We start from the raw sequence: 19,544 nt of genomic DNA on the forward strand, positions 1-19,544 counted from the left end.
TTACTCGCCAGTAACAAGCGGCAAGGGTGGCTCGCCCGGTCGGGTCAGCGGTCCCGGCGGCGGGCCCGGATCGACAGCAGGGCCACGATCAGACCGCCCAGCACGGCCGCGGCCAGCAGGGCGACGACCAGCGGCAGGTCGACCACGCCGAAGACCAGCGACACCCGCACGGTCTGGGTGTTGAACACGACGAAGAGCACGAGCACCACGGTGACGACGACGAGCAGGACGCCGGTCAGGGTGCGGCCGAGGCTGCCGCCGCGGCGCTTGGGGGCCGCCGAGGGCGGGGGAGGCGGGGGAGTCGGGTCGCCGGCGGGGAACGAGGTGGTCACGCCCCGAACGGTAGGGCGCAACCGGTCGGTCCGCCCGTCCAGCGGCTGGGGTCAGGCGCCGGTGACGGCGGCGTCGACGAGGCGCTCGGCCAGGCGGCGGCCGTGGCTGGCCGGGCCGTCGGGGCCCAGCAGGCCACCGGAGAGCTGCATGCCGTCGATGATCAGGTGCAGCTGGGCGGCGAGGTCGTCGCCGCGGCCGGGCACGAGCTCCTCGGCCAGGTGCACCAGGCGCATGTGCAGCTCGTACTTGTAGTCCGCGGCGGCCGACCGGGCGGGGTGCTGCGGGTCGTCGTACTCGCTGCTGACGTTGGTGAACGGGCAGCCGCGGAAGCCGGTGCGGGTGACGTCCTTCTCGACGACGTCGACGATGGTCAGCAGTGCGCCGCGGGGGTCGAGGGCGTTGCGGTGCAGCTCGGCGTCGATGAACCCGAGCAGCGTGGCCGCCTTGCGTGACAGGTAGGCGCCGACCAGGTCGTCCTTGCTCTTGAAGAGCCGGTAGACCGTCATCTTGCCCAGGCCGGTCTCGCGCACCAGCTCGTCCATGCCGACGCTGCGCGAGCTGCGGCCGGCGAACAGGCGCTCGGCGGTGTCCAGCACGATGGCCTGGCGCTCCTCGCGGCTGCGGCGCACCGGCAGCGGGGCGCCCAGGGGGTCCACCGGCACGAGGGCGGTGGCGGCGTCGGAGTAGTCGATGGCGGCGGTCACGTCAGCGATGGTGCACGTCTGCGTGACGGAGCGGTTCGCGGCACGCCGGTGTGTCGGCATCGCGACGGAGCGTGATACGTACTGGTGAGCCGCCCGTGTTGAGGGTGGCGACTGGGGCCGTTGTGACTGGCCGGTCACGACCGACGGGCACCCTGCCGACCGGTCAGGTGCGGCGGACCCGCCGGGGGTTGGCCAGCAGGCGGATGACCGGGGCGGCCGGTGCGTCGGGGGTCTCGACCCGCGCGGCCCCGTCGGTGGAGGTCGTGCCGCTGCGCTGCGGCTCGTCGTGCTCGTCCATCCCCGAAGGATGCACCCGGTGACCGCCCGCTGACCAGTCGTGGCGGTACGAGGTCGTCCCGAAGGGTCAGTGCGTGCGCTCGGGCACCGCGGGCAGCCGGTCGTGGCCGCCGCGGGCCGGGGTGGCGGTCCGGCGTCCGCGGTCGCGGGTGACCACCAGGACGACGACCCATACGAGCACCGCGACCGAGACCACGAAGAAGCTGGGCGGCAGGTCGACCATCGCCGAGAGCACCAGGCCGACCCACACCGAGACCAGCGCGAACGCGACGGACAGGGCGGCGACCGCGCCGGGGCGCGCCGTGAGCCGCAGGGCCGCGGCGGCCGGGGTGACCACCAGGGCGAACAGCAGCAGCGTGCCCACCACCTGCACGGCCATGGTGACGGTGAGCGCGAGCAGGACGACGAACGCCACCCCCAGCGCCCGCACCGGCACCCCGCGGGCCTCGGCGACGGCCGGGTCGACCGAGGCGAACACCAGCGGCCGGGCGATGAGCGCCAGCGCGCCGACGACCAGCAGGGTGAAACCGCCGAACAGCCACAGCTGGTCGCGGCTGATCGCCAGCAGGTTGCCGAACAGCACGTTGGTGGTGGTCGAGGCGTTCGCGGTGGCCAGCGAGGCGAACAGCACGCCGAGCCCGGTGGCGAAGGCCAGGATCGTGCCGGTGGCGATCTCGCGCTCGGCCACCCGCTTGCCGAACAGCCCGATGAGCAGCCCGCCGCCGACGCAGAACACCGCCAGGCCGAGCGTCACCGGGGCGCCGACGAGGATCGCGCCGGTCGCGCCGGGGAACCCGATGTGGGCCAGGGCGTGCGCGGCGAAGGCGTTCTGCCGGGTGATGACGAAGTAGCCCATCAGGCCGGCGGTGACCGCCACCAGGCTGCCGCCGACCAGGGCGTGCTGCATGAAGGTCGTCTGCAGGATCTGGAGCCAGTTCTCCTGGAAGCGCACGGGAGGGCTCCTTCAGCCGCTGCGGGTGAACAGGTCACCCTGCGCGGTGCGGACGACGCGCACGCGGGTGCCGTAGAGGTGGGTGAGCAGATCCTCGGTCACGACCTCGCCGATGACGTCGTGGTGGGGGTGCCCGTCGAGCAGGTACACCGCGTCGGTGAGCACCGGCAGCAGCGGGTTGAGGTCGTGCGCGACGACCATGATCGTGACCGCCCGCTCGCGGCGCAGCTCGCCGAGCAGGGTGACGATCTCCTGGGAGTTGCGCAGGTCGAGGTTGGCCAGCGGCTCGTCGAGCAGCAGCAGGTCGGCGTCGTCCACGATCGCCTGCGCGATCGCGACCCGCTGCTGCTGCCCGCCCGACAGCTCGCTCATCCGCCGGTCGGCGTAGCCGGCCGCGCCGACCCGGCGCAGGGCGTCGTCGACGCGGGCGCGCTCGTCGGGGGTGGCCCGCCGGACGCCGAACCGGTTGCCGGTCAGCCCGAGCATCACCAGGTCGCGGGCCCGCACGGCCTCGCCGAGGGCGGCGGTGTAGTTCTGCGGCACGTAGCCGATCCGGCGGTTGCCCCGCCGCGGGGCACCGCCCAGCACCTCGATGCGCCCGGTCGCGGCGGGCAGCAGGCCGAGGGCGAGCTGGAAGAGGGTGGTCTTGCCCGCGCCGTTGGGCCCGATGACGCCCACGACCGCCCCGGCCGGGACGGTGAGCGTGCCCTCGTCCCACACGGTGCGGCCCCCGCGGACGACGGAGACCCCGTCCAGCACCAGGGCCGGCGGGGTCTCCGAGGGGGAGCCTGTCGTCACTGCCCCCCACCGAGTGCGTCTGCGAGCTGCTGCAGCTGGGTCAGCTGCCACGTCACGAAGGAATCATCCCCGTCCGGCACCGATTCCGTGACGTCGACCACCGGGACGCCGGCCGCCTCGGCCGCGGCGCGCAGCTGCTCGGGCACGCTGCCCTCGGTCTGCGTGTTGTAGACCAGCACGTCGATGCTGCCGTCGGCCAGTGCGGCCTCGAAGGCGGCGACGTCGGACGGCGACGGGTCGCTCTCGTTGCTGGCGGCGTCGCGGTAGCCCTCGGGGGTGGCGTCGGTGAGCCCGACGGCCTGCGCGGTGTAGTCGAACACCGTCTCGGTGGCGGCGTAGCTGCTGCCCGCGGCCATGCCCTGCAGGGCGGTCAGCTCGTCGTCGTAGGGCTTGAGGTCGGCGGTGAACGCGTCGGCCTGCTCGGTGAAGTAGTCGGCGGCGTCGGGGGACAGGGCCGAGAGCTCGTCGGTCACGGCCGCGGCGACCTCGGTGACGTACTCGGGGGAGTACCAGAGGTGCGGGTTGACCGAGCCGTGGCCGTGCTTCTCCTCGGCGTGCTCGCCGTCCTCGTCCGAGTGGTCCTCCTCCTCGGCGTGCTCGTCCTCGAGGCCCACGACGTCGGCGGCGTCGACCACGGCCGGTGCGGGGTCCAGGTTGGTCACCGCGTCGGACGCCCAGTGGTCGTAGTCGGCGCCGTTGACCACCACCAGGTCGGCGTCCTCGAAGGAGGCGATGTCGCCGGTGGTGGGCTCGTAGTCGTGCGGGTCGAGCGCCGTGGAGTTGATGACCGTGGTGACGTCCGCGCAGTCGCCGGCGAGCTGCCGCACGATGTCGCCCCACTGGTTGACCGAGACGACGACGTCGAGCACGTCGCCCGGGCAGTTCTCGCCGTCCGCCTCGCTCGTGGCGGTCGAGTTGCCGCCGCCCCCGCCGCAGGCGGCCAGGGTGAGCGCGGAGGCGGCCAGCACGGCCAGGACGGTGGGACGGCGGGACACGACGGCACTCCAGCGACTAGATGACAATGGTTCTCGGAACCAATGTCACCACACCGGGGGTGCCGCCGTCCAGCCGGGGTCACGTGAGGGCGCGCACCACGGGGTCCCAGGCCTCGAGGGGCACGCCGGTGCCCGGGTAGATGCTGAACCGGTCGACCAGGCCGTCGAACCGCTCGCGCAGGGCCGCTCCGGCGTCGTCGGGGTCGGCGACGACGGCGAAGGTGCCCAGCACCTCGTCGTCGACCAGGTCGGCCATCGCCTGCCACTTGTCCTCGCGGCGGGAGGTCGAGAGCGCGTGCAGCTCGTCGCCCAGCGCGCCCCAGCCGTGCAGCTCGAGCACGGGGCGGTAGGCCGGCGTCGACCCGTAGAAGGCGATCTGCCCGCGCACGGCGGTCGCGGCGCGGGCGCGTTCGGCGTCGTCCCGACCGCCGACCACGAAGCCGGGCAGGCTGACCTGCACGTCGGCCCGCGACCGGCCGGCGGCGTCGAGCCCCTCCTGCAGCGCCGGCAGCGTGCGCTCGCGCAGGTAGCGGGCGGTGGTGAACGAGTGGGCGAGCAGCCCGTCGGCGACCTCGCCGGCCAGCCGGGTCATGAGCGGACCGACGGCGGCCAGGTGCACCGGGGGCGGGCCCCACTCGTGCCGGGCCGGGGTGAACATCGGCGTCATCAGGGTGTGCCGGTAGTGCTCGCCGCGGAACCGCAGCGGGACGTCGTCGGTCCAGCTCGCCCAGATCGCCCGCAGCGCGCCGACGTACTCGCGCATGCGGGCCGCCGGCGCCGACCACGGCATGGAGAACCGCCGCTCGACGTGCGCCTGGATCTGCGTGCCCAGGCCCAGCACGAACCGGCCACGGCCGTACCGCTGCAGGTCGTAGGCGGTGTAGGCCAGGGTCATCGGCGAGCGGGCGAAGGCCACCGCGATCGCCGAGCCCACCGAGACCCGCGTGGTCGAGAGCGCGGCGGCGTGCAGCACGAGGAACGGGTCCTGGGCGACCTCGGAGGCCCAGACCCCGGCGTACCCGCGTGCCTCCAGGTCGGCCGCGGTGACCGCCGGGTCGTCGGCGCTGGTCAGCGACGCGTCGAGCAGCATCATCGGTACATCTCGGTGAGCCGGCGCTTGACCAGCTTGCCGGCCGCGCTGCGGGGGAGCTCGGCCTGGAACTCGATGCGCCGCGGCACCTTGTAGCCGGCCAGCCGCTCGCGGGCGAAGCCGATGAGGTCGGCGGCGAGGTCGGCGGAGGGCTCCACGCCCTCGACCGGCTGCACCACGCCCAGCACGGCCTCGCCGAGGTCGTCGTCCGGGACCCCGATCACGGCGACGTCGGCCACCGCCGGGTGCATGACCAGCACGTCCTCGGCCTCCTGCGGGTACACGTTCACCCCGCCGGAGATGATCATGAAGGCCTTGCGGTCGGTCAGGTAGAGGTAGCCGTCGTCGTCGACCCGGCCGACGTCGCCGATGGCCGACCAGGTCGGGTGGTCGGGGTGCTGCGCGGCGGCGGTCTTCTCCGGGTCGCCGTGGTAGCTGAAGGGCATGGCGTCGCGCTCGACCCACACCGTGCCGATCTCGCCGGCGGGCAGCTCCGCGCCCTCCTCGTCGCAGATGTGCAGCACCCCCAGGGCGGCCTTGCCGACGCTGCCGGGGTGGGCCAGCCAATCCTGCGGGCCGATGATCGTGACGCCGTTGCCCTCGGTGGAGGAGTAGTACTCGTTGAGGATCGGCCCCCACCACTCCATCATCTGCTGCTTGACCTCGACCGGGCACGGCGCGGCGGCGTGGATGACCACCCGCTGGCTGGAGACGTCGTGGCGCTCGCGGACCTCGGCGGGCAGCTTGAGCATGCGCACGAACATGGTCGGCACCCATTGGCTGTGCGTGATGCCGTAGCGCTCGATGTGCGCCAGCGCGGTCTCGGCGTCGAACCTCGCGGCCATCACGACCGTGCCGCCCGACCGGTGCTGCATGCCGCCGAAGCGCAGGGGTGCTGCGTGGTACAGCGGGGCTGCGGAGTAGTAGACGGTGTCGGCGTCGAAGCCGTAGAGCGGGCCGAACACCGCGGTGAACACGTCGCCGGGCTCGTCGATGCGGTGGGTGGGCAGGTTCGGCAGCACGCCCTTGGGTCGCCCGGTGGTGCCCGAGCTGTAGAGCATGTCGGCGCCCGACGGCTCGACGGCGGGGCGCTCGGGGCTGGCCGCAGCGATCGCAGCCTCGTAGTCGGCGTACCCCTCGACCGGACCGCCCCAGGCCAGCCGCAGGCCCAGGTCGGGGCACTGCTGGGCGACGCCGTGGGCCAGCGCGGCGGCCCCCGCCGACACCACGAGCACCTGCGCGCCGCAGTCGCGCACGATGTAGGCGGCCTCGTCGACGGTCAGGTGGTTGTTGACCCCGGTGACGTAGAGGCCTGAGCGCAGCGCGGCCCAGTAGACCTCGAACACCTCGGGGGTGTTGTCGGCGATGAACGCGACGTGGTCCCCCGGGACCAGCCCCTGCGCGCGGAACACGTCGGCGAGGCGGGTGGAGCGCTCGTCGAGCTCGGCGTAGGTGACCACCCGACCGGTCTCGGCGACGATGATCGCCGCCTTGTCCGGGGTCGTGTCTGCGTACGTGCCGGGGTACATGGCGACTCCGTCGTCGTCGGGGCGGTGCCCGGATCCTGGCCCCGACCGTCCGTACGGTCAAGACTCCCCGCGGCGCCCGCTGCCCGGTAGCGTGCGCCGACGTGGGTGCACCCATCCGGCGGGAGAGCAGGCGCGACGACATCCTCGACGCGTTCACCGCCATGGTGGCCGAGCGGGGCTACGACGGCACCAACTTCGGCGACCTCGCCGCCGGGCTGGGGCTGTCCAAGGGCACGATCGTGCACCACTTCGGCACCAAGGAGCAGCTGCTCACCGAGCTGCACGAGACCTACATGCACAGTCGGCTGGCCGAGGTGCGGGTGGTCTGGGACGCCCTGCCCGGCCCGGCCGAGCGGCTGGCCGCGTTCCTGCACCTCGGGGTGCGGTACCAGGTGGTCGACCGCACGGCGACGATCGCTTTCCAGCGCGAGGTGCGCCGCTTCGCCGCCGCACCGGGCATGGAGACCTCCCGCGGGCTGCGCGACGAGTACCGCCGGCTGGTGGTGGCCGTGCTGGCCGAGGGCGTGCGCACCGGAGACTTCCGGCCCGGCGACGAGCGGCTGCGCACCCTGCAGCTGTTCGGGTCGGTGCACTGGATGTGGACCTGGTTCGACCCGGCCGGGGCCGAGCCGGTGGCCGCCGTCGCGGCCTCGTTCGTCGACACCTGGCTGGCCGGGGTGCTGGCCGACCCCGCCCGGGCGGGCGGGCTGGCCGACCCGGCGGGCGCGGTCGTCGCGGTGGTCGAGGAGGCCCTCGCGGCCGGCCGGGCGGTCGGCGCCCTTGACGCCGGGCCGGGCCGCACCGCAAGCTGACCGTACGGGCGGTCAGTGTTGACCGCTCCGGATCGGGAGGGGGCCGGGTGTCGCTGCTGGAGGGTCTCCTCGCCGACCTGGACGCCGAGGGCGCTGCGCTGGACGACGTCGTCGCCGGCCTCGACGACGCGGGCTGGGCCACCGCCACGCCGGCGGCCGGCTGGACCGTCGCCCACCAGGTCGCCCACCTGGCGTGGACCGACGACGTCGCCGCGCTGGCCGCCACCGACCCCGGTGCGTTCCGCGCCGTCCCGGACACCGACGGCGCGGTCGACGAGGCCGCCGCTGCCGGCGCCGCCGCCCCGCCCGCCGAGCTGCTGGCCCGCTGGCGGGCCTCCCGCACCGCACTGGCCACCGCCCTCGCCGGGGTCGCGCCGGGGGCGAAGCTGCCCTGGTTCGGCCCGCCGATGAGCGCGGCGTCGATGGCCACCGCCCGGTTGATGGAGACCTGGGCGCACGGCGTCGACGTCACCGACGCCCTGGGGCTGCCGGCCTCGTCGACCGACCGGCTCCGGGCGGTCGCGCACCTGGGGGTGGTCACCCGCGGCTTCGCCTTCGGCCAGCACGGGCTCCCCGCCCCCGCCGACGACGTCCGCGTCGAGCTGGCCGCGCCCTCGGGCGAGGTGTGGACCTGGGGCGCGGCCGACGCCGCCGACCGGGTGACCGGGCCCGCCCTGGACTTCTGCCTGCGGGTCACGCAACGGCGCCCCCGCGCCGCGCTCGCGCTGAGCGCCACCGGGGCGACCGCCGACCGCTGGCTCGACGTCGCGCAGGCCTTCGCCGGGCGCCCCGGCGCCAGGAGCGGGGCGTGAGCGCGCCCCTGCGGATCGGCAACGCGTCGGGCTTCTACGGCGACCGGCGGGCCGCCGTGCGGGAGATGCTCGAGGGCGGGCCGCTCGACGTCCTCACCGGTGACTACCTGGCCGAGCTCACCATGCTCATCCTCGGCCGCGACCGGGCGAAGGACCCCGCCCGCGGGTACGCCCGCACCTTCCTGGCCCAGCTCGAGGAGTGCCTGGGCCTGGCCCACGACCGCGGGGTGCGCTTCGTGGTCAACGCCGGCGGCACCAACCCGGCCGGGCTCGCCGAGGCGGTGCGCACGCTGGCCGACCGGCTGGGCCTGCCCACCGTGGTGGCCCACGTCGAGGGCGACGACCTGCTGCCCCGCGCCGCCGAGCTGGGCTTCGGCGAGCCGATCACCGCGAACGCCTACCTGGGCGGCTTCGGCATCGCCGCGTGCCTGCGGGCCGGCGCCGACGTCGTGGTCACCGGGCGGGTCACCGACGCCTCGCTGGTGGTCGGGCCGGGCATCGCGCACTTCGGCTGGGGCCGCGACGACCTCGACGCGGTCGCCGGGGCGATGGCCGTGGGCCACGTGCTCGAGTGCGGCACCCAGGCCACCGGCGGCAACCTCTCGTGCTTCGCCGAGCACCCGGTCGAGCAGCTGCTGCACCCCGGCTTCCCGCTCGCCGAGCTGCACGCCGACGGGTCGGCCGTCATCACCAAGCACCCGGGCACCGGCGGCGTCGTCGACGTCGACACCGTCACCGCCCAGCTGCTCTACGAGATCACCGGCGCCCGCTACGCCGGCCCCGACGCGGTGGCCCGCTTCGACACGGTGCGGCTGACCCTCGACGGCCCGGACCGGGTGCGGCTGTCCGGCGTGCGCGGCGAGCCGCCGCCGCCGGACGCGAAGGTGTGCCTCAACGCCCTGGGCGGGCACCGCAACGAGGTCACCTTCGTGCTCACCGGCGACCGGGTCGGGGCCAAGGCGGCGCTGGCCCGCGCCCAGTTCGAGGCCGCGCTCGACCCGCGCCCGGCCGAGCTGGTGTGGTCGACCGTCGGGGTGCAGCGCCCCGACGCCGACACCGAGGCCGGCGCCAGTGTGCTGCTGCGGGCCCAGGCCACCGACCCCCGCGCCGAGGTGGTGGGCCGGGCCTTCTCCGGCGCCGCGGTCGAGATGGCGCTGGCCTCCTACCCCGGCTTCCACCTCACCGCGCCGCCCGGCGGCGGCTCGGCCTACGGCGTCTACACCCCCGCCTACGTCCCGCAGACCACCGTCCCGCACGTCGCCGTCCTGCCCGACGGCACGCGCGTCGACGTCCCGGCCCCCGCGGTGACCTCCCCGCTCGCCGACCTGCCCGTCCCCCCGCCGGCTCCGGCGGCTCCCGGCCCGACGCGGCGGGCGCCGCTGGGCGCGGTCGCCCGGGCCCGCAGCGGCGACAAGGGCGGTACGGCGAACATCGGGCTGTGGGCCACCACCGACGAGGGTGCCGCGTGGTTGGCCGCCGCGATCACCCCGGACACCGTGCGCGCTCTGCTGCCCGAGGCCGCGGACCTGCCGGTGACCGTGCACCCGCTGCCGAACCTGCGGGCCGTCGACGTCGTCGTCGAGGGCCTGCTCGGCCAGGGGGTCGCTGCCAGCACCCGCTTCGACCCGCAGGGCAAGGCCGTGGGCGAGTGGCTGCTCGGCCGGACGCTCGAGATCCCGCTGCGGCTGCTGCCGCCCGACGACGGAGCCCTGCCGTGACCGTGTTCCGCTCCACCCTGGACACCTCGGGCGAGCAGTTCGCCGCCAACCGCACCGCCGTGCTGGCCGCGCTCGCCGAGCTGGACGCCGACCACGCCCGAGCGGTGGCCGGCGGCGGCGAGAAGGCCGTCGCCCGGCACCGCGCCCGCGGCAAGCTGACCGCCCGCGAGCGCATCGAGCTGCTGGTCGACCCCGACAGCCCGTTCCTCGAGCTCTCGCCGCTGGCGGCCTGGGGCACCGACTTCACCGTCGGCGCCAGCGTGGTCACCGGGGTCGGGGTCGTCGAGGGCGTCGAGTGCGTGCTCGTCGCGCACGACCCCACGGTGCGCGGCGGCTCGAGCAACCCGTGGACGCTGAAGAAGACCCTGCGCGCCATGCAGGTCGCCCGGGAGAACCGGCTGCCGCTGGTCAGCCTCGTCGAGTCCGGCGGCGCCGACCTGCCCACCCAGAAGGACATCTTCATCCCGGGCGGGCAGCTGTTCCGCGACCTCACCCGGCTGTCGGCCGCGGGCATCCCGACGATCGCGATCGTGTTCGGCAACTCCACCGCCGGCGGGGCCTACGTGCCCGGCATGAGCGACCACGTGGTGATGGTCGACGGCGGGGCCAAGGTGTTCCTCGGCGGTCCGCCGCTGGTGAGGATGGCCACCGGCGAGGTCGCCGACGAGGAGTCCCTGGGCGGTGCCGCGATGCACGGGCGGGTCTCGGGGCTGGCCGACCACGTCGCCGTCGACGAGGTGGACGCGCTGCGGATCGGGCGGCGCATCGTGGCCCGGCTGAACCGGCGCAAGCGCGGGCCGGCGCCCGCGGCCGTCGTCCCCCCGCGGTACGGCGAGGACGACCTGCTGGGCGTCGTCGGCACCGACCTCTCGCAGCCCTTCGACCCCCGCGAGGTGCTCGCCCGGGTCGTCGACGACTCCGACCTCGACGAGGTCAAGCCGCGCTACGGCCCGTCGCTGGTCACCGCCTGGGCGCGCATCCACGGCCACCCGGTGGGCGTGCTGGCCAATGCCCAGGGCGTGCTGTTCGGCGCCGAGGCGCAGAAGGCCACCCAGTTCATCCAGCTGGCCAACGCCGCCGACACCCCGCTGGTCTTCCTGCACAACACCACCGGCTACATGGTCGGCCGTGAGTACGAGCAGAGCGGGATCATCAAGCACGGCGCGATGATGATCAACGCCGTCTCCAACAGCCGGGTGCCGCACCTGTCGGTGCTGCTGGGCGCCTCCTACGGCGCCGGGCACTACGGCATGTGCGGGCGGGCCTACGACCCGCGGTTCCTGTTCGCCTGGCCGACGGCGAAGTCCGCCGTCATGGGCCCGGCCCAGCTCGCCGGCGTGCTCTCGATCGTCGCCCGGGCCTCGGCCGAGGCCCGCGGCACCCCGTTCGACGAGGACGGCGACGCGGCCATGCGCGCCGCCGTCGAGGCCCAGATCGAGGCGGAGTCGATGCCCCGGTTCCTGTCCGGCCGGGTCTACGACGACGGGATCATCGACCCGCGCGACACCCGCACGGTGCTCGGCCTGTGCCTGAGCGCGATCGCCAGCGGCGAGGTCGCGGGCACGGGCGCCGGCCACGGCACCCCCGCCTACGGGGTGTTCCGCCCGTGAGCGTCACCCGCGTGCTGGTGGCCAACCGGGGCGAGATCGCGCGGCGGGTGTTCCGCACCTGCCGCGACCTGGGCATCGGCACGGTCGCGGTCTACAGCGACCCGGACGCCGGCAGCCCGCACCGCGCCGAGGCCGACCGCGCCGTGCGGCTGCCCGGGGCGGCGCCGGCCGACACCTACCTGCGCGCCGACCTGCTGATCGCCGCGGCGAGGGCGTCGGGCGCCGACGCGGTGCACCCGGGCTACGGGTTCCTGTCCGAGGACGCCGGGTTCGCCCGTGCGGTGCTCGACGCCGGGCTGACCTGGATCGGGCCGCCGCCGGCCGCGATCGACGCCATGGGCTCCAAGATCGCCGCCAAGGAGCTGATGGCCGCCGCGGGTGTGCCCGTGCTCCAGCTGGACGACGTCACCGAGGCCGACCTCCCGGTGCTGGTCAAGGCCTCGGCGGGCGGCGGCGGCCGCGGCATGCGCATCGTGCGCGCGCTGGCCGACCTGCCCGGCGAGCTGGCGACCGCCCGCGCCGAGGCGGCCTCGGCGTTCGGCGACCCCACGGTGTTCGTCGAGCCCTACGTCGAGGCCGGCCGGCACGTCGAGGTGCAGGTGCTCGCCGACGCGCACGGCACGGTGTGGTCGCTGGGGGAGCGCGAGTGCTCGCTGCAGCGCCGGCACCAGAAGGTTGTCGAGGAGACGCCGTCGCCCTTCGTGGACGACGACCTGCGGGCCCGGCTGTCGGCTGCCGCGGTGACCGCGGCCCGGGCGATCGACTACGTGGGTGCCGGCACGGTCGAGTTCCTGGTCCGGTCCGACGGGGCCTTCTTCTTCCTGGAGACCAACACCCGGCTGCAGGTCGAGCACCCGGTCACCGAGTGCGTCACCGGGCTGGACCTCGTCGCCTGGCAGCTGCGCATCGCCGCCGGCGAGCGGTTGCCCGCCGAGCCCCCGGTCCCGTCCGGCCACGCGGTCGAGGTGCGGCTCTACGCCGAGGACCCGGCGCACGACTGGCGCCCGGTCAGCGGGCCGGTGCACGCGTTCGACGTCCCGGGCACGCCGTTCGCCGTCCCGCCGGGCCCGGGCACCCGGGTCGACGCCGGGGTGGTCGCGGGCAGTGCCGTGTCCACCCACTACGACCCGATGCTGGCCAAGGTGGTCGCCTGGGCGCCCACCCGCACGGAGGCCGCGGCCCGGCTGGCCGCCGCGCTGGCCGGCGCCCGGCTGCACGGACCGACCACCAACCGCGACCTGCTGGTGCGCACCCTGCGGCACCCGGCGTTCCTCGCCGGCGAGACCGACACCGCGTTCTTCGACCGGCACGGCCTCGACGTCCTCGCCGCGCCGCTGGCCACGGACGACGACCGGGCCGTGGCCCCGCTGGCCGCGGCGCTCGCGCTGGCGGCCGCGCGGCGCCGGGACGCCGCCGTCCTGGGCGGGCTCCCCAGCGGCTGGCGCAACGTGCCCTCCCAGCTGCAGCGCACCGCCTTCGACACCGGCGAGGTGGCCTACCGGCTGGCCCGCGACGGCCTGCAGGGCCACGAGGGCGTGGACCTGGTGAGCGCCACCCCCGACGAGGTGGTGCTGACCGTGCGCGGCGTCGAGCGCCGCTTCGCCGTCGCCGCGTACGGGGACGACGTGCGCGTCGACGGCGACGGCTGGTCGGTGGCGCTGCGGCTGCTGCCCCGGTTCCCCGACCCGTCGGCCACCGTCGCCGCGGGCTCGCTGGTCGCCCCGATGCCCGGGTCCGTCGTCGCCGTCCACGTGGCACCCGGCGACCGGGTGACCGCCGGCCAGCGACTGCTGGTGCTCGAGGCGATGAAGATGCAGCACCCGGTCACGGCACCCGCCGACGGCGTCGTGACCAGCGTGGACGTGGCCGTCGGCGACCAGGTGGAGGCCGGCGCGGTCCTCACCGTCCTGGAGGGGGACCCCGCATGACCCTGGACTTCGACGAGGGCGACGAGCTGCGCGACCTGCGCGCGGCGGTCGCCGAGCTGGCCGGGCGGTACGGCCACGCCTGGTTCCTGGAGCAGGCCCGCAGCGGCGGCACCGTGCGGGCGCTGTGGGACGAGGCCGGGCAGGCCGGGTTCCTCGGCGTGAACATCCCCGAGGAGCACGGCGGCGGGGGCGGCGGCATGGTCGAGCTCGCGGTCGTGCTCGAGGAGCTCGGCGCGGCCGGGTGCCCGCTGCTGATGATGGTGGTCAGCCCGGCGATCTGCGGCACGATCATCACGCGGTCGGGCACCCCCGAGCAGCGCGACCGGTGGCTGCCCGGCATCGCCGACGGCTCGCTGACCATGGCCTTCGCCATCACCGAGCCCGACGCCGGGTCCAACAGCCACCAGATCACCACCACCGCCCGGCGCGAGGGCGACGAGTGGGTGCTGCGCGGGCAGAAGATCTGGATCAGCGGGGTCGACGTCGCCGGCGCCGTCCTGGTGGTGGCGAAGCTGGCCGACTCCGCCGCGGGCACGCTGCGCCCCGCGCTCTTCGTCGTCCCGACCGACGCGCCGGGGCTGTCGCGGACGCAGATCCCGATGGAGCTGGTCAGCCCGGACAACCAGTTCCAGCTCTTCCTGGACGACGTCCGGCTGCCCGTCGATGCCCTGGTCGGGTCACCCGACGCCGGCATCGCGCAGCTGTTCGCCGGGCTCAACCCCGAGCGGGTCATGGGTGCGGCGTACTCGCTGGGCACCGCACGGCTGGCCCTGGACCGGGCCGCTGCCTACGCCCGCGACCGCCGGGTCTGGGGCACCCCGATCGGCGCGCACCAGGGGGTGTCGCACCCGCTGGCCGCGGCGCAGGTGGAGGTCGAGCTGGCCCGGCTCATGATGCTCAAGGCGGCCTGGCTCATCGACCGCGGGCACGACGCCGGCACCGCGGCCAACAGCGCCAAGTACGCGGCGGCCGAGGCCGTGGTGCACGCCGTGGACGCCGCGGTGCAGACCCACGGCGGGTCGGGCCTGTCGCAGGAGAACGGCATCGGGGCGCTCATCACGGCCTCGCGGTTCTCCCGCATCGCGCCGGTCAGCCGCGAGATGGTGCTGAACTTCATCGCCCAGCACGACCTCCGGCTGCCCCGCTCGTACTAGGTGCCCGCCGCCCCCTGCGGGGCGATCCGGTCACCCCGCAGGCATCCGGTCGGGGTGTGCGGTGACCGGATACCCCAGCCGTGACCGGATACCCCAGCCGTGACCGGATGCCCCGGCGGTGACCGGCAGCCGGCCCGGTGACCGGGTGGATCAGGCGCCGGTGATGCGGTTCTCCGGGTCGAGGCCGGCCTCGGCGTCGGCCTCGTCGGCGCCCTCGGCGGGCTGCTCGGGGTGCGGGGTGCGGCCCGACGCGTCGGTCGACGCGGTGTCGGCGCCCTCGGCGGGGTCCTCGGAGTGGGCAGGCGTGGTCTCGGTCATGCGCTGGGGCCTGCCCGCTCAGTGCGGGGGCCAACCATCATCGTGCCCTCGCGCAGCCAGCACGCCCAGGGGCCAAGGCCGCACCCCGGTTGCCGGGTTCCGGCGCCCTGCCGGCCCCGCGAGAGGGCGAGAACCCCGCACTCCGCGTGCGGGTCGGACCTGGCGGGCGTCGGGGAGCCGGGTCAGACCTGGCGGGCGTCGGGGAGGCGGGGGAGGGCGGCGCGCACGGCGGCGTCGTCGGGCAGCCCGCCCCGGGCGCCGGGCCCGGTGGTGGAGAGGGCGGCGGCGACCGCGGCGTAGCGCACGGCCTCGGTCAGGGGCTCGCCGCGGCCCAGCGCGGTGCACAGCGCCCCGTTGAAGCAGTCGCCGGCGCCGGTGGTGTCCACCGGGGAGACCTCGAGCGGCGGCTGGTGCAGGGCGGGGCCGTCGGCCGGCACCACCAGCACGCCGGCGCCGCCGAGCGTCACGACCACCGACCCGCCCAGACCGCGGGCCAGCTCGGCCAGCTCGGCGGGGGAGCGCTGCGCCGGGGACGCCCCGGCGACGCCGACCAGCTCGTGCTCGTTGGGCACCAGGACGTCGACCGCTGCCACCAGCTCGGCGGGCAACGCCTGCGCGGGGGCGGGGTTGAGCACGACGGTGCCGGTGCAGGCCCGGGCCGCGGCCAGCACGGTGGGCACCGGGGTCTCCAGCTGCAGCAGCAGGACGGCGGCCTCGCGCACGGCGGGCACCTCGACGTCGGCGGGCGCCAGCGCACCGTTGGCCCCGGGCACCACGACGATGAGGTTCTCCCCGCCGTCGGCCTCGACCGGGATCGTCGCGCTGCCGGTCGGGACGCCGAGCGTGCGGTGCACCAGGTCGGTGGCGACCCCGGCCTCCCGCAGCGCGGCGAGCTGACGGGCGCCGGCGTCGTCGTCCCCGACCCGGCCGACCATGGCGACGCCGTCCCCGAGCCGGCCGGCGGCCGCGGCCTGGTTGGCGCCCTTGCCGCCGGGCAGCAGCACGACGTCGGTGCCGATCACCGTCTCCCCGCGGCCGGGCAACTGGTCCACCGTGACCACGAGGTCCTCGTTCAGGCTGCCGACCACCACGACGCTCATCCGCGGGAGCCTAGGGCGCGTCGGGGGAGGAGGTACCAGGTGCCCAGGCCCACGGCCGCGACGAAGGCCCCGCCGGTCAGCGCGGCGGCCACCCCCAGGACGACGTCGAGGACCAGCAGCACGGCGCTGACCAGGGCGAGCAGCAGCAGGGCCAGCCCGGCCCGCAGCAGCCGGTTCGCATCGCGCACCAGCGCCGCGCGGGCGCGCCGACGGAACACCACGCGGTGGTAGGAGACCGGGGCGATGAGCAGCGCAGCCGACGTCGCGGTGGCCATGAGGGTCAGCACGTAGAGGACGGTCGCGAAGGCGTCGAGGTCGCCGAAGCGGCTGCTGAACGGCAGCGTGAGGAGGAAGCCGAACAGCACCTGGACGCCGGTGATGGTGACCCGCAGCTCCTGGAGCAGCTCGGCGGTGTTGCGGTCGAGCACCTCGTCGGTGGTCTCCCCGCGCAGTCGGGCCGTGCGCGCGATCCCCGGTTTCCCCTCCACGGCGACGCGGTACCCCGTTGCCCACGATCAACCACAGGAGGGCCGGCATGGCCGACGACCAGAAGCAGATCCGCGACGAGTTCCACGACGCCGTGAACATGACCGCGAAGGAGCTGGAGAAGTTCCTGCAGACCGACGAGTCGAAGGAGGTCGGGCAGAAGTCCGGCGGGTCGGGCGAGTCCACCGGTCATGAATCCGGGCGGCGCATCGTCGAGTTGCTGGGCACGAAGGTCGCCGACCTCACCGACGACGACCACCAGCACATGCAGAAGGTGACCGGCTACGTGAAGCGGCACCTGGCACAGGGCCCGTCGAAGAACGACGTCGAGGACTCGAAGTGGCGGTACTCGCTGATGAACTGGGGCCACGACCCGCTGAAGGACTAGCTCCGGCGGCGGGTGGTGAGCAGCAGCGCGCCGCCCGCCCCGAGCAGGGCCAGCCCGGCGGCGAGGGGCGCGGTGGGGTCCGCGCCGGTCGCGGCGAGCTCCGCGGGGCCGACGACCGCCAGGGACGCCGAGAGCACCAGGCTGCTGCCGTCGGTGGCCGTCGCGAACGCCACCAGCGTGTGCGGGCCGGCGGTCAGGGTGGCCGGCACCGTGACCGTCGCACTGGCGGTCCCGGCCGCGTCGACGACGGCGGTGCCGAGGACGACCGGCGTCGAGTAGACGACGAACGTCACCGTGCTCCCCGGCGCCGCTCCGGTGGCGGTGAGCGTCGCGCGGTCACCCGGCCGGGCCGTGGCGGCGAGCGAACCACCGAGCCCGGCCACCTGCAGCACGCCGTCGGGGGCGGGCGGGGTCGATGGCGGGGTGAACGCCACGGGCGGGGCGACCGGCGGGGTCACCGGCGGGGTGGGGGTCGGCGGCGTGGGGTTCGGCGGCACCGGCACCGGGGAGGTGACCACCGTCAGCGGCGGTGACACCGCACCGGCGTCCGGCCCGACGGCCACGGTGACCGTGAAGGTCGCCGTCCCCGGGGTCGTCGGCGTGCCGGACAGGACGCCGGACGGCGACATCGACAGGCCGGCCGGCAGCGCCCCGGAGGACACGACGAACGTGCGCGGGGCCGCGCTCGGCGCCGCGAAGGAGAACGCGGGGTAGGGGGTGCCCACGACTCCTGCGGGCGGCGGGGTGGGCACGGCCAGGGCGGCGGGCGAACCGGTGAGCACCACGTTGTGGAACCCCCCGGCCGAGATGGCCACCGCCCCCTGGGCCGAGGACGGGACGTTGGTCTGCCCGTAGCCGTTGTAGCCCCACGAGACGACGGTGCCGTCGGCCTTCAGCGCCAGGTCGTGCATGTAGCCCGCAGAGATCGCGACCACGCCGGTGAGCCCGGCGGGCACGTCGTTCACCCCGTAGCCGTTCGAGCCCCAGGTGACCACGGTGCCGTCCGAGCGGAGGGCCATGGCCTGGTCGCGGCCCGCGGAGATGGCGGTCACGTCGCGCAGGCCCGCCGGCGGGGCGAAGGGGTAGCCGTACGGGTTGCCCCAGGCCACCACGGTCCCGTCGCTCTTCAGTGCCAGGCTGAACTGCTCGCCGGAGTCGATCTGCACCACGTCGGTCAACCCCGCCGGCGGGGTGATGTACATCGGCAACGGGTCGTCGTTCCAGCTGACGACGGTCCCGTCGTCGCGCAGCGCCATGTCGTGGTCCCACCCAGCGGCCACGGCGACGAAGGTGCCGGTCAGCGAGGGGACTGTGCGGCCGCCCTGGCCCCAGCCCTCGACCGTTCCGTCGGCCTTCAGCAGCAGGTTGTTGTAGCCCTCCGCCGACACCTGGACGACGTCGGTCAGACCTGGGGGCACGCTGGACTCGCCGCCGCCGTTGGAGCCCCAGGCGACCACGGTCCCGTCGGCGCGCAGACCGAGGGTGTGGGTGTACCCGGCGTCGACCGCCGTCAGCTGCCCGACCCAGGACGGGACCGTGCCCTGCCCGTTGTACACGGCGCCCCACGCCACGACGTCCCGCGGCACGGCGGTGGTCGGTGCCGCACCCGCCGGTGCGCCCAGGGCGCCGGTGGCCAGGCAGGCCAGGGCGACCCCGGCAGCGACGATCGATCGGGTCCACGCACGCACGACAGCCCTCAGCCCCCACCGCCCCGCGGCGCGCGGCTCTGCCGCCGTCATCGGCAGGTGCGGCGGTGAACATGACCGGGCGACGTAGCGTGCGGGCGTGGCGCTGCGCAGGAACGACCCCGCCCAGTACGACCAGCTCGCCGACCAGTGGTGGGTGCCGGCCGGCGGGTTCGCGATGCTGCACTGGCTGGCGGGGTCGCGCGCCGAGCACATCCCGCCGGCGCCGTCGTCGGACGCCGTGCTGGTCGACCTGGCCTGCGGCGGTGGGCTGATGGCGCCGCACGTGCAGCGGCTGGGGTACCGGCACGTCGGCGTCGACCTGGGCGCGGCCGGGCTGGCGCTGGCCCACGAGCACGGGGTGGGCGCCGTCCGCGGGTCGGTGCTGGCGGTGCCGCTGGCCGACGGGTGCGCCGACGTCGTCGTGTGCGGGGAGATCCTCGAGCACGTCGAGGACGACGTCGCCGTCCTGGCCGAGTGCGCCCGGCTCCTCAAGCCCGGCGGCACCCTGGTGGTCGACGCGATCGCCGACTCGTGGCTGGCCGCCCCGGTCGCGGTCGGGATCGCCGAGCGCATCCCGGGCGGGCCGCCACCGGGCATCCACGACCCCGCGCTGTTCGTCGACCGCCGCCGGTTGCTGGCCGCGGCCGACCGGTTGGGTCTGGACCTGCGACTGGTCGGCCTGCGGCCCTCGGTGCGCGACCTGGTCGCCTGGAAGCGGGGACGGCGGACGACGGTGCGCATGCGGCCGATGCGCTGGAGCGGGATCCTGTTCGCCGGCTACGGCCGCAGGCGCTGAGCCGCGGGCGCCCGTACCGTCGGGGAGTGACGTTTC

General features: G+C 75.3%; 20 protein-coding genes. 8 read left to right on the plus strand and 12 right to left on the minus strand.

Annotated features, from left to right (window positions below; genetic code table 11):
• Positions 1-44: 44 nt before the first annotated feature.
• From BLP29_RS07200 to BLP29_RS07230, 8 genes are all read right to left on the minus strand, one after another.
• Positions 45-332 carry a lipopolysaccharide assembly protein LapA domain-containing protein gene (locus BLP29_RS07200; RefSeq protein ID WP_243469760.1) on the minus strand — a complete coding sequence of 96 codons (288 nt, stop codon included), beginning with the start codon at positions 330-332 and terminating at the stop codon, positions 45-47.
• A gap of 51 nt (positions 333-383) precedes the next feature.
• On the minus strand, positions 384-1,037 hold the full coding sequence (locus BLP29_RS07205) for a TetR/AcrR family transcriptional regulator (RefSeq protein WP_243469761.1): 654 nt from the start codon (positions 1,035-1,037) through the stop codon (positions 384-386).
• Positions 1,038-1,200: 163 nt separating this feature from the next.
• Positions 1,201-1,335 carry a hypothetical protein gene (locus tag BLP29_RS21750; protein ID WP_279385439.1) on the minus strand — a complete coding sequence of 45 codons (135 nt, stop codon included), beginning with the start codon at positions 1,333-1,335 and terminating at the stop codon, positions 1,201-1,203.
• A 66-nt stretch (positions 1,336-1,401) separates the two neighbouring features.
• The gene (locus BLP29_RS07210; protein WP_243469762.1) at positions 1,402-2,286 is read right to left on the minus strand and encodes a metal ABC transporter permease; all 885 of its coding nucleotides are present in this window, start codon (positions 2,284-2,286) and stop codon (positions 1,402-1,404) included.
• 12 nt (positions 2,287-2,298) lie between these two features.
• Positions 2,299-3,084, minus strand: coding sequence for a metal ABC transporter ATP-binding protein (locus BLP29_RS07215; RefSeq protein ID WP_092801852.1), 786 nt, complete (start codon positions 3,082-3,084; stop codon positions 2,299-2,301).
• On the minus strand, positions 3,081-4,079 hold the full coding sequence (locus BLP29_RS07220; protein ID WP_207798358.1) for a metal ABC transporter solute-binding protein, Zn/Mn family: 999 nt from the start codon (positions 4,077-4,079) through the stop codon (positions 3,081-3,083). The genes BLP29_RS07215 and BLP29_RS07220 overlap by 4 nt, the downstream gene beginning before the upstream one ends.
• 79 nt (positions 4,080-4,158) lie before the next feature.
• Positions 4,159-5,172 (minus strand): TIGR03617 family F420-dependent LLM class oxidoreductase, encoded by a 1,014-nt coding sequence (locus tag BLP29_RS07225; protein ID WP_092801855.1) that lies wholly within the window; start codon positions 5,170-5,172, stop codon positions 4,159-4,161.
• Positions 5,169-6,698, minus strand: coding sequence for an acyl-CoA synthetase (locus BLP29_RS07230; protein ID WP_092801858.1), 1,530 nt, complete (start codon positions 6,696-6,698; stop codon positions 5,169-5,171). The genes BLP29_RS07225 and BLP29_RS07230 overlap by 4 nt, the downstream gene beginning before the upstream one ends.
• Positions 6,699-6,799: 101 nt before the next feature.
• Here BLP29_RS07230 and BLP29_RS07235 point away from each other — a divergent pair, with 101 nt between their 5' ends.
• Genes BLP29_RS07235 through BLP29_RS07260 form a run of 6 tightly spaced genes read left to right on the plus strand, consistent with a single transcriptional unit; the run spans position 6,800 to position 14,732 of the window.
• Positions 6,800-7,510 carry a TetR/AcrR family transcriptional regulator gene (locus BLP29_RS07235; protein WP_207798359.1) on the plus strand — a complete coding sequence of 237 codons (711 nt, stop codon included), beginning with the start codon at positions 6,800-6,802 and terminating at the stop codon, positions 7,508-7,510.
• 47 nt (positions 7,511-7,557) lie between these two features.
• Positions 7,558-8,322: a TIGR03084 family metal-binding protein gene (locus BLP29_RS07240; protein ID WP_243469763.1), complete on the plus strand. Its 765-nt coding sequence runs from the start codon at positions 7,558-7,560 to the stop codon at positions 8,320-8,322.
• A complete protein-coding gene (locus BLP29_RS07245; protein ID WP_092801861.1) occupies positions 8,319-10,040 on the plus strand; it encodes an acyclic terpene utilization AtuA family protein in 1,722 nt (573 codons plus the stop codon). Before BLP29_RS07240 ends, BLP29_RS07245 begins: the two co-directional genes overlap by 4 nt.
• On the plus strand, positions 10,037-11,650 hold the full coding sequence (locus BLP29_RS07250) for an acyl-CoA carboxylase subunit beta (RefSeq protein WP_092801864.1): 1,614 nt from the start codon (positions 10,037-10,039) through the stop codon (positions 11,648-11,650). The genes BLP29_RS07245 and BLP29_RS07250 overlap by 4 nt, the downstream gene beginning before the upstream one ends.
• A complete protein-coding gene (locus BLP29_RS07255; protein WP_092801867.1) occupies positions 11,647-13,578 on the plus strand; it encodes an acetyl/propionyl/methylcrotonyl-CoA carboxylase subunit alpha in 1,932 nt (643 codons plus the stop codon). The genes BLP29_RS07250 and BLP29_RS07255 overlap by 4 nt, the downstream gene beginning before the upstream one ends.
• Positions 13,575-14,732 (plus strand): acyl-CoA dehydrogenase family protein, encoded by a 1,158-nt coding sequence (locus tag BLP29_RS07260; RefSeq protein WP_207798360.1) that lies wholly within the window; start codon positions 13,575-13,577, stop codon positions 14,730-14,732. Before BLP29_RS07255 ends, BLP29_RS07260 begins: the two co-directional genes overlap by 4 nt.
• Before the next feature lie 150 nt (positions 14,733-14,882).
• Here BLP29_RS07260 and BLP29_RS20950 read toward each other — a convergent pair whose 3' ends face one another.
• The 3 genes from BLP29_RS20950 to BLP29_RS07270 form a co-directional block, all read right to left on the minus strand.
• Positions 14,883-15,050 carry a hypothetical protein gene (locus BLP29_RS20950; RefSeq protein WP_165839314.1) on the minus strand — a complete coding sequence of 56 codons (168 nt, stop codon included), beginning with the start codon at positions 15,048-15,050 and terminating at the stop codon, positions 14,883-14,885.
• Positions 15,051-15,232: 182 nt separating this feature from the next.
• Positions 15,233-16,150, minus strand: a complete 918-nt coding sequence (locus BLP29_RS07265) for a ribokinase (RefSeq protein WP_092801870.1) — start codon at positions 16,148-16,150, stop codon at positions 15,233-15,235.
• Positions 16,147-16,638 (minus strand): DUF6328 family protein, encoded by a 492-nt coding sequence (locus BLP29_RS07270; protein WP_092801873.1) that lies wholly within the window; start codon positions 16,636-16,638, stop codon positions 16,147-16,149. The genes BLP29_RS07265 and BLP29_RS07270 overlap by 4 nt, the downstream gene beginning before the upstream one ends.
• A gap of 47 nt (positions 16,639-16,685) precedes the next feature.
• On the opposite strand from BLP29_RS07270, the gene BLP29_RS07275 reads away from it, so the two are divergent.
• Positions 16,686-17,024, plus strand: coding sequence for a DUF3140 domain-containing protein (locus tag BLP29_RS07275; RefSeq protein WP_092801876.1), 339 nt, complete (start codon positions 16,686-16,688; stop codon positions 17,022-17,024).
• Here BLP29_RS07275 and BLP29_RS07280 read toward each other — a convergent pair.
• On the minus strand, positions 17,021-18,712 hold the full coding sequence (locus tag BLP29_RS07280; protein WP_165839315.1) for an RCC1 domain-containing protein: 1,692 nt from the start codon (positions 18,710-18,712) through the stop codon (positions 17,021-17,023). The two genes, BLP29_RS07275 and BLP29_RS07280, sit on opposite strands and share 4 nt — an antisense overlap.
• A 97-nt stretch (positions 18,713-18,809) precedes the next feature.
• Here BLP29_RS07280 and BLP29_RS07285 point away from each other — a divergent pair, with 97 nt between their 5' ends.
• A complete protein-coding gene (locus BLP29_RS07285; RefSeq protein ID WP_243469764.1) occupies positions 18,810-19,508 on the plus strand; it encodes a methyltransferase domain-containing protein in 699 nt (232 codons plus the stop codon).
• Positions 19,509-19,544: the final 36 nt, after the last annotated feature.

It is taken from the genome of Klenkia marina, from assembly GCF_900101025.1.
In the GTDB taxonomy this organism is placed as follows: Bacteria; Actinomycetota; Actinomycetes; order Mycobacteriales; family Geodermatophilaceae; genus Klenkia; species Klenkia marina.

What these genes read in the sequence shown, in the direction of transcription:
- BLP29_RS21750 (WP_279385439.1), bottom strand. Translation starts at nt 1,335, where the DNA reads ATGGACGAGCACGACGAGCCGCAGCGCAGCGGCACGACCTCCACCGAC.
- BLP29_RS07225 (WP_092801855.1), bottom strand. Translation starts at nt 5,172, where the DNA reads ATGATGCTGCTCGACGCGTCGCTGACCAGCGCCGACGACCCGGCGGTC.
- BLP29_RS07230 (WP_092801858.1), bottom strand. Translation starts at nt 6,698, where the DNA reads ATGTACCCCGGCACGTACGCAGACACGACCCCGGACAAGGCGGCGATC.
- BLP29_RS07260 (WP_207798360.1), top strand. Translation starts at nt 13,575, where the DNA reads ATGACCCTGGACTTCGACGAGGGCGACGAGCTGCGCGACCTGCGCGCG.
- BLP29_RS20950 (WP_165839314.1), bottom strand. Translation starts at nt 15,050, where the DNA reads ATGACCGAGACCACGCCTGCCCACTCCGAGGACCCCGCCGAGGGCGCC.
- BLP29_RS07265 (WP_092801870.1), bottom strand. Translation starts at nt 16,150, where the DNA reads ATGAGCGTCGTGGTGGTCGGCAGCCTGAACGAGGACCTCGTGGTCACG.
- BLP29_RS07275 (WP_092801876.1), top strand. Translation starts at nt 16,686, where the DNA reads ATGGCCGACGACCAGAAGCAGATCCGCGACGAGTTCCACGACGCCGTG.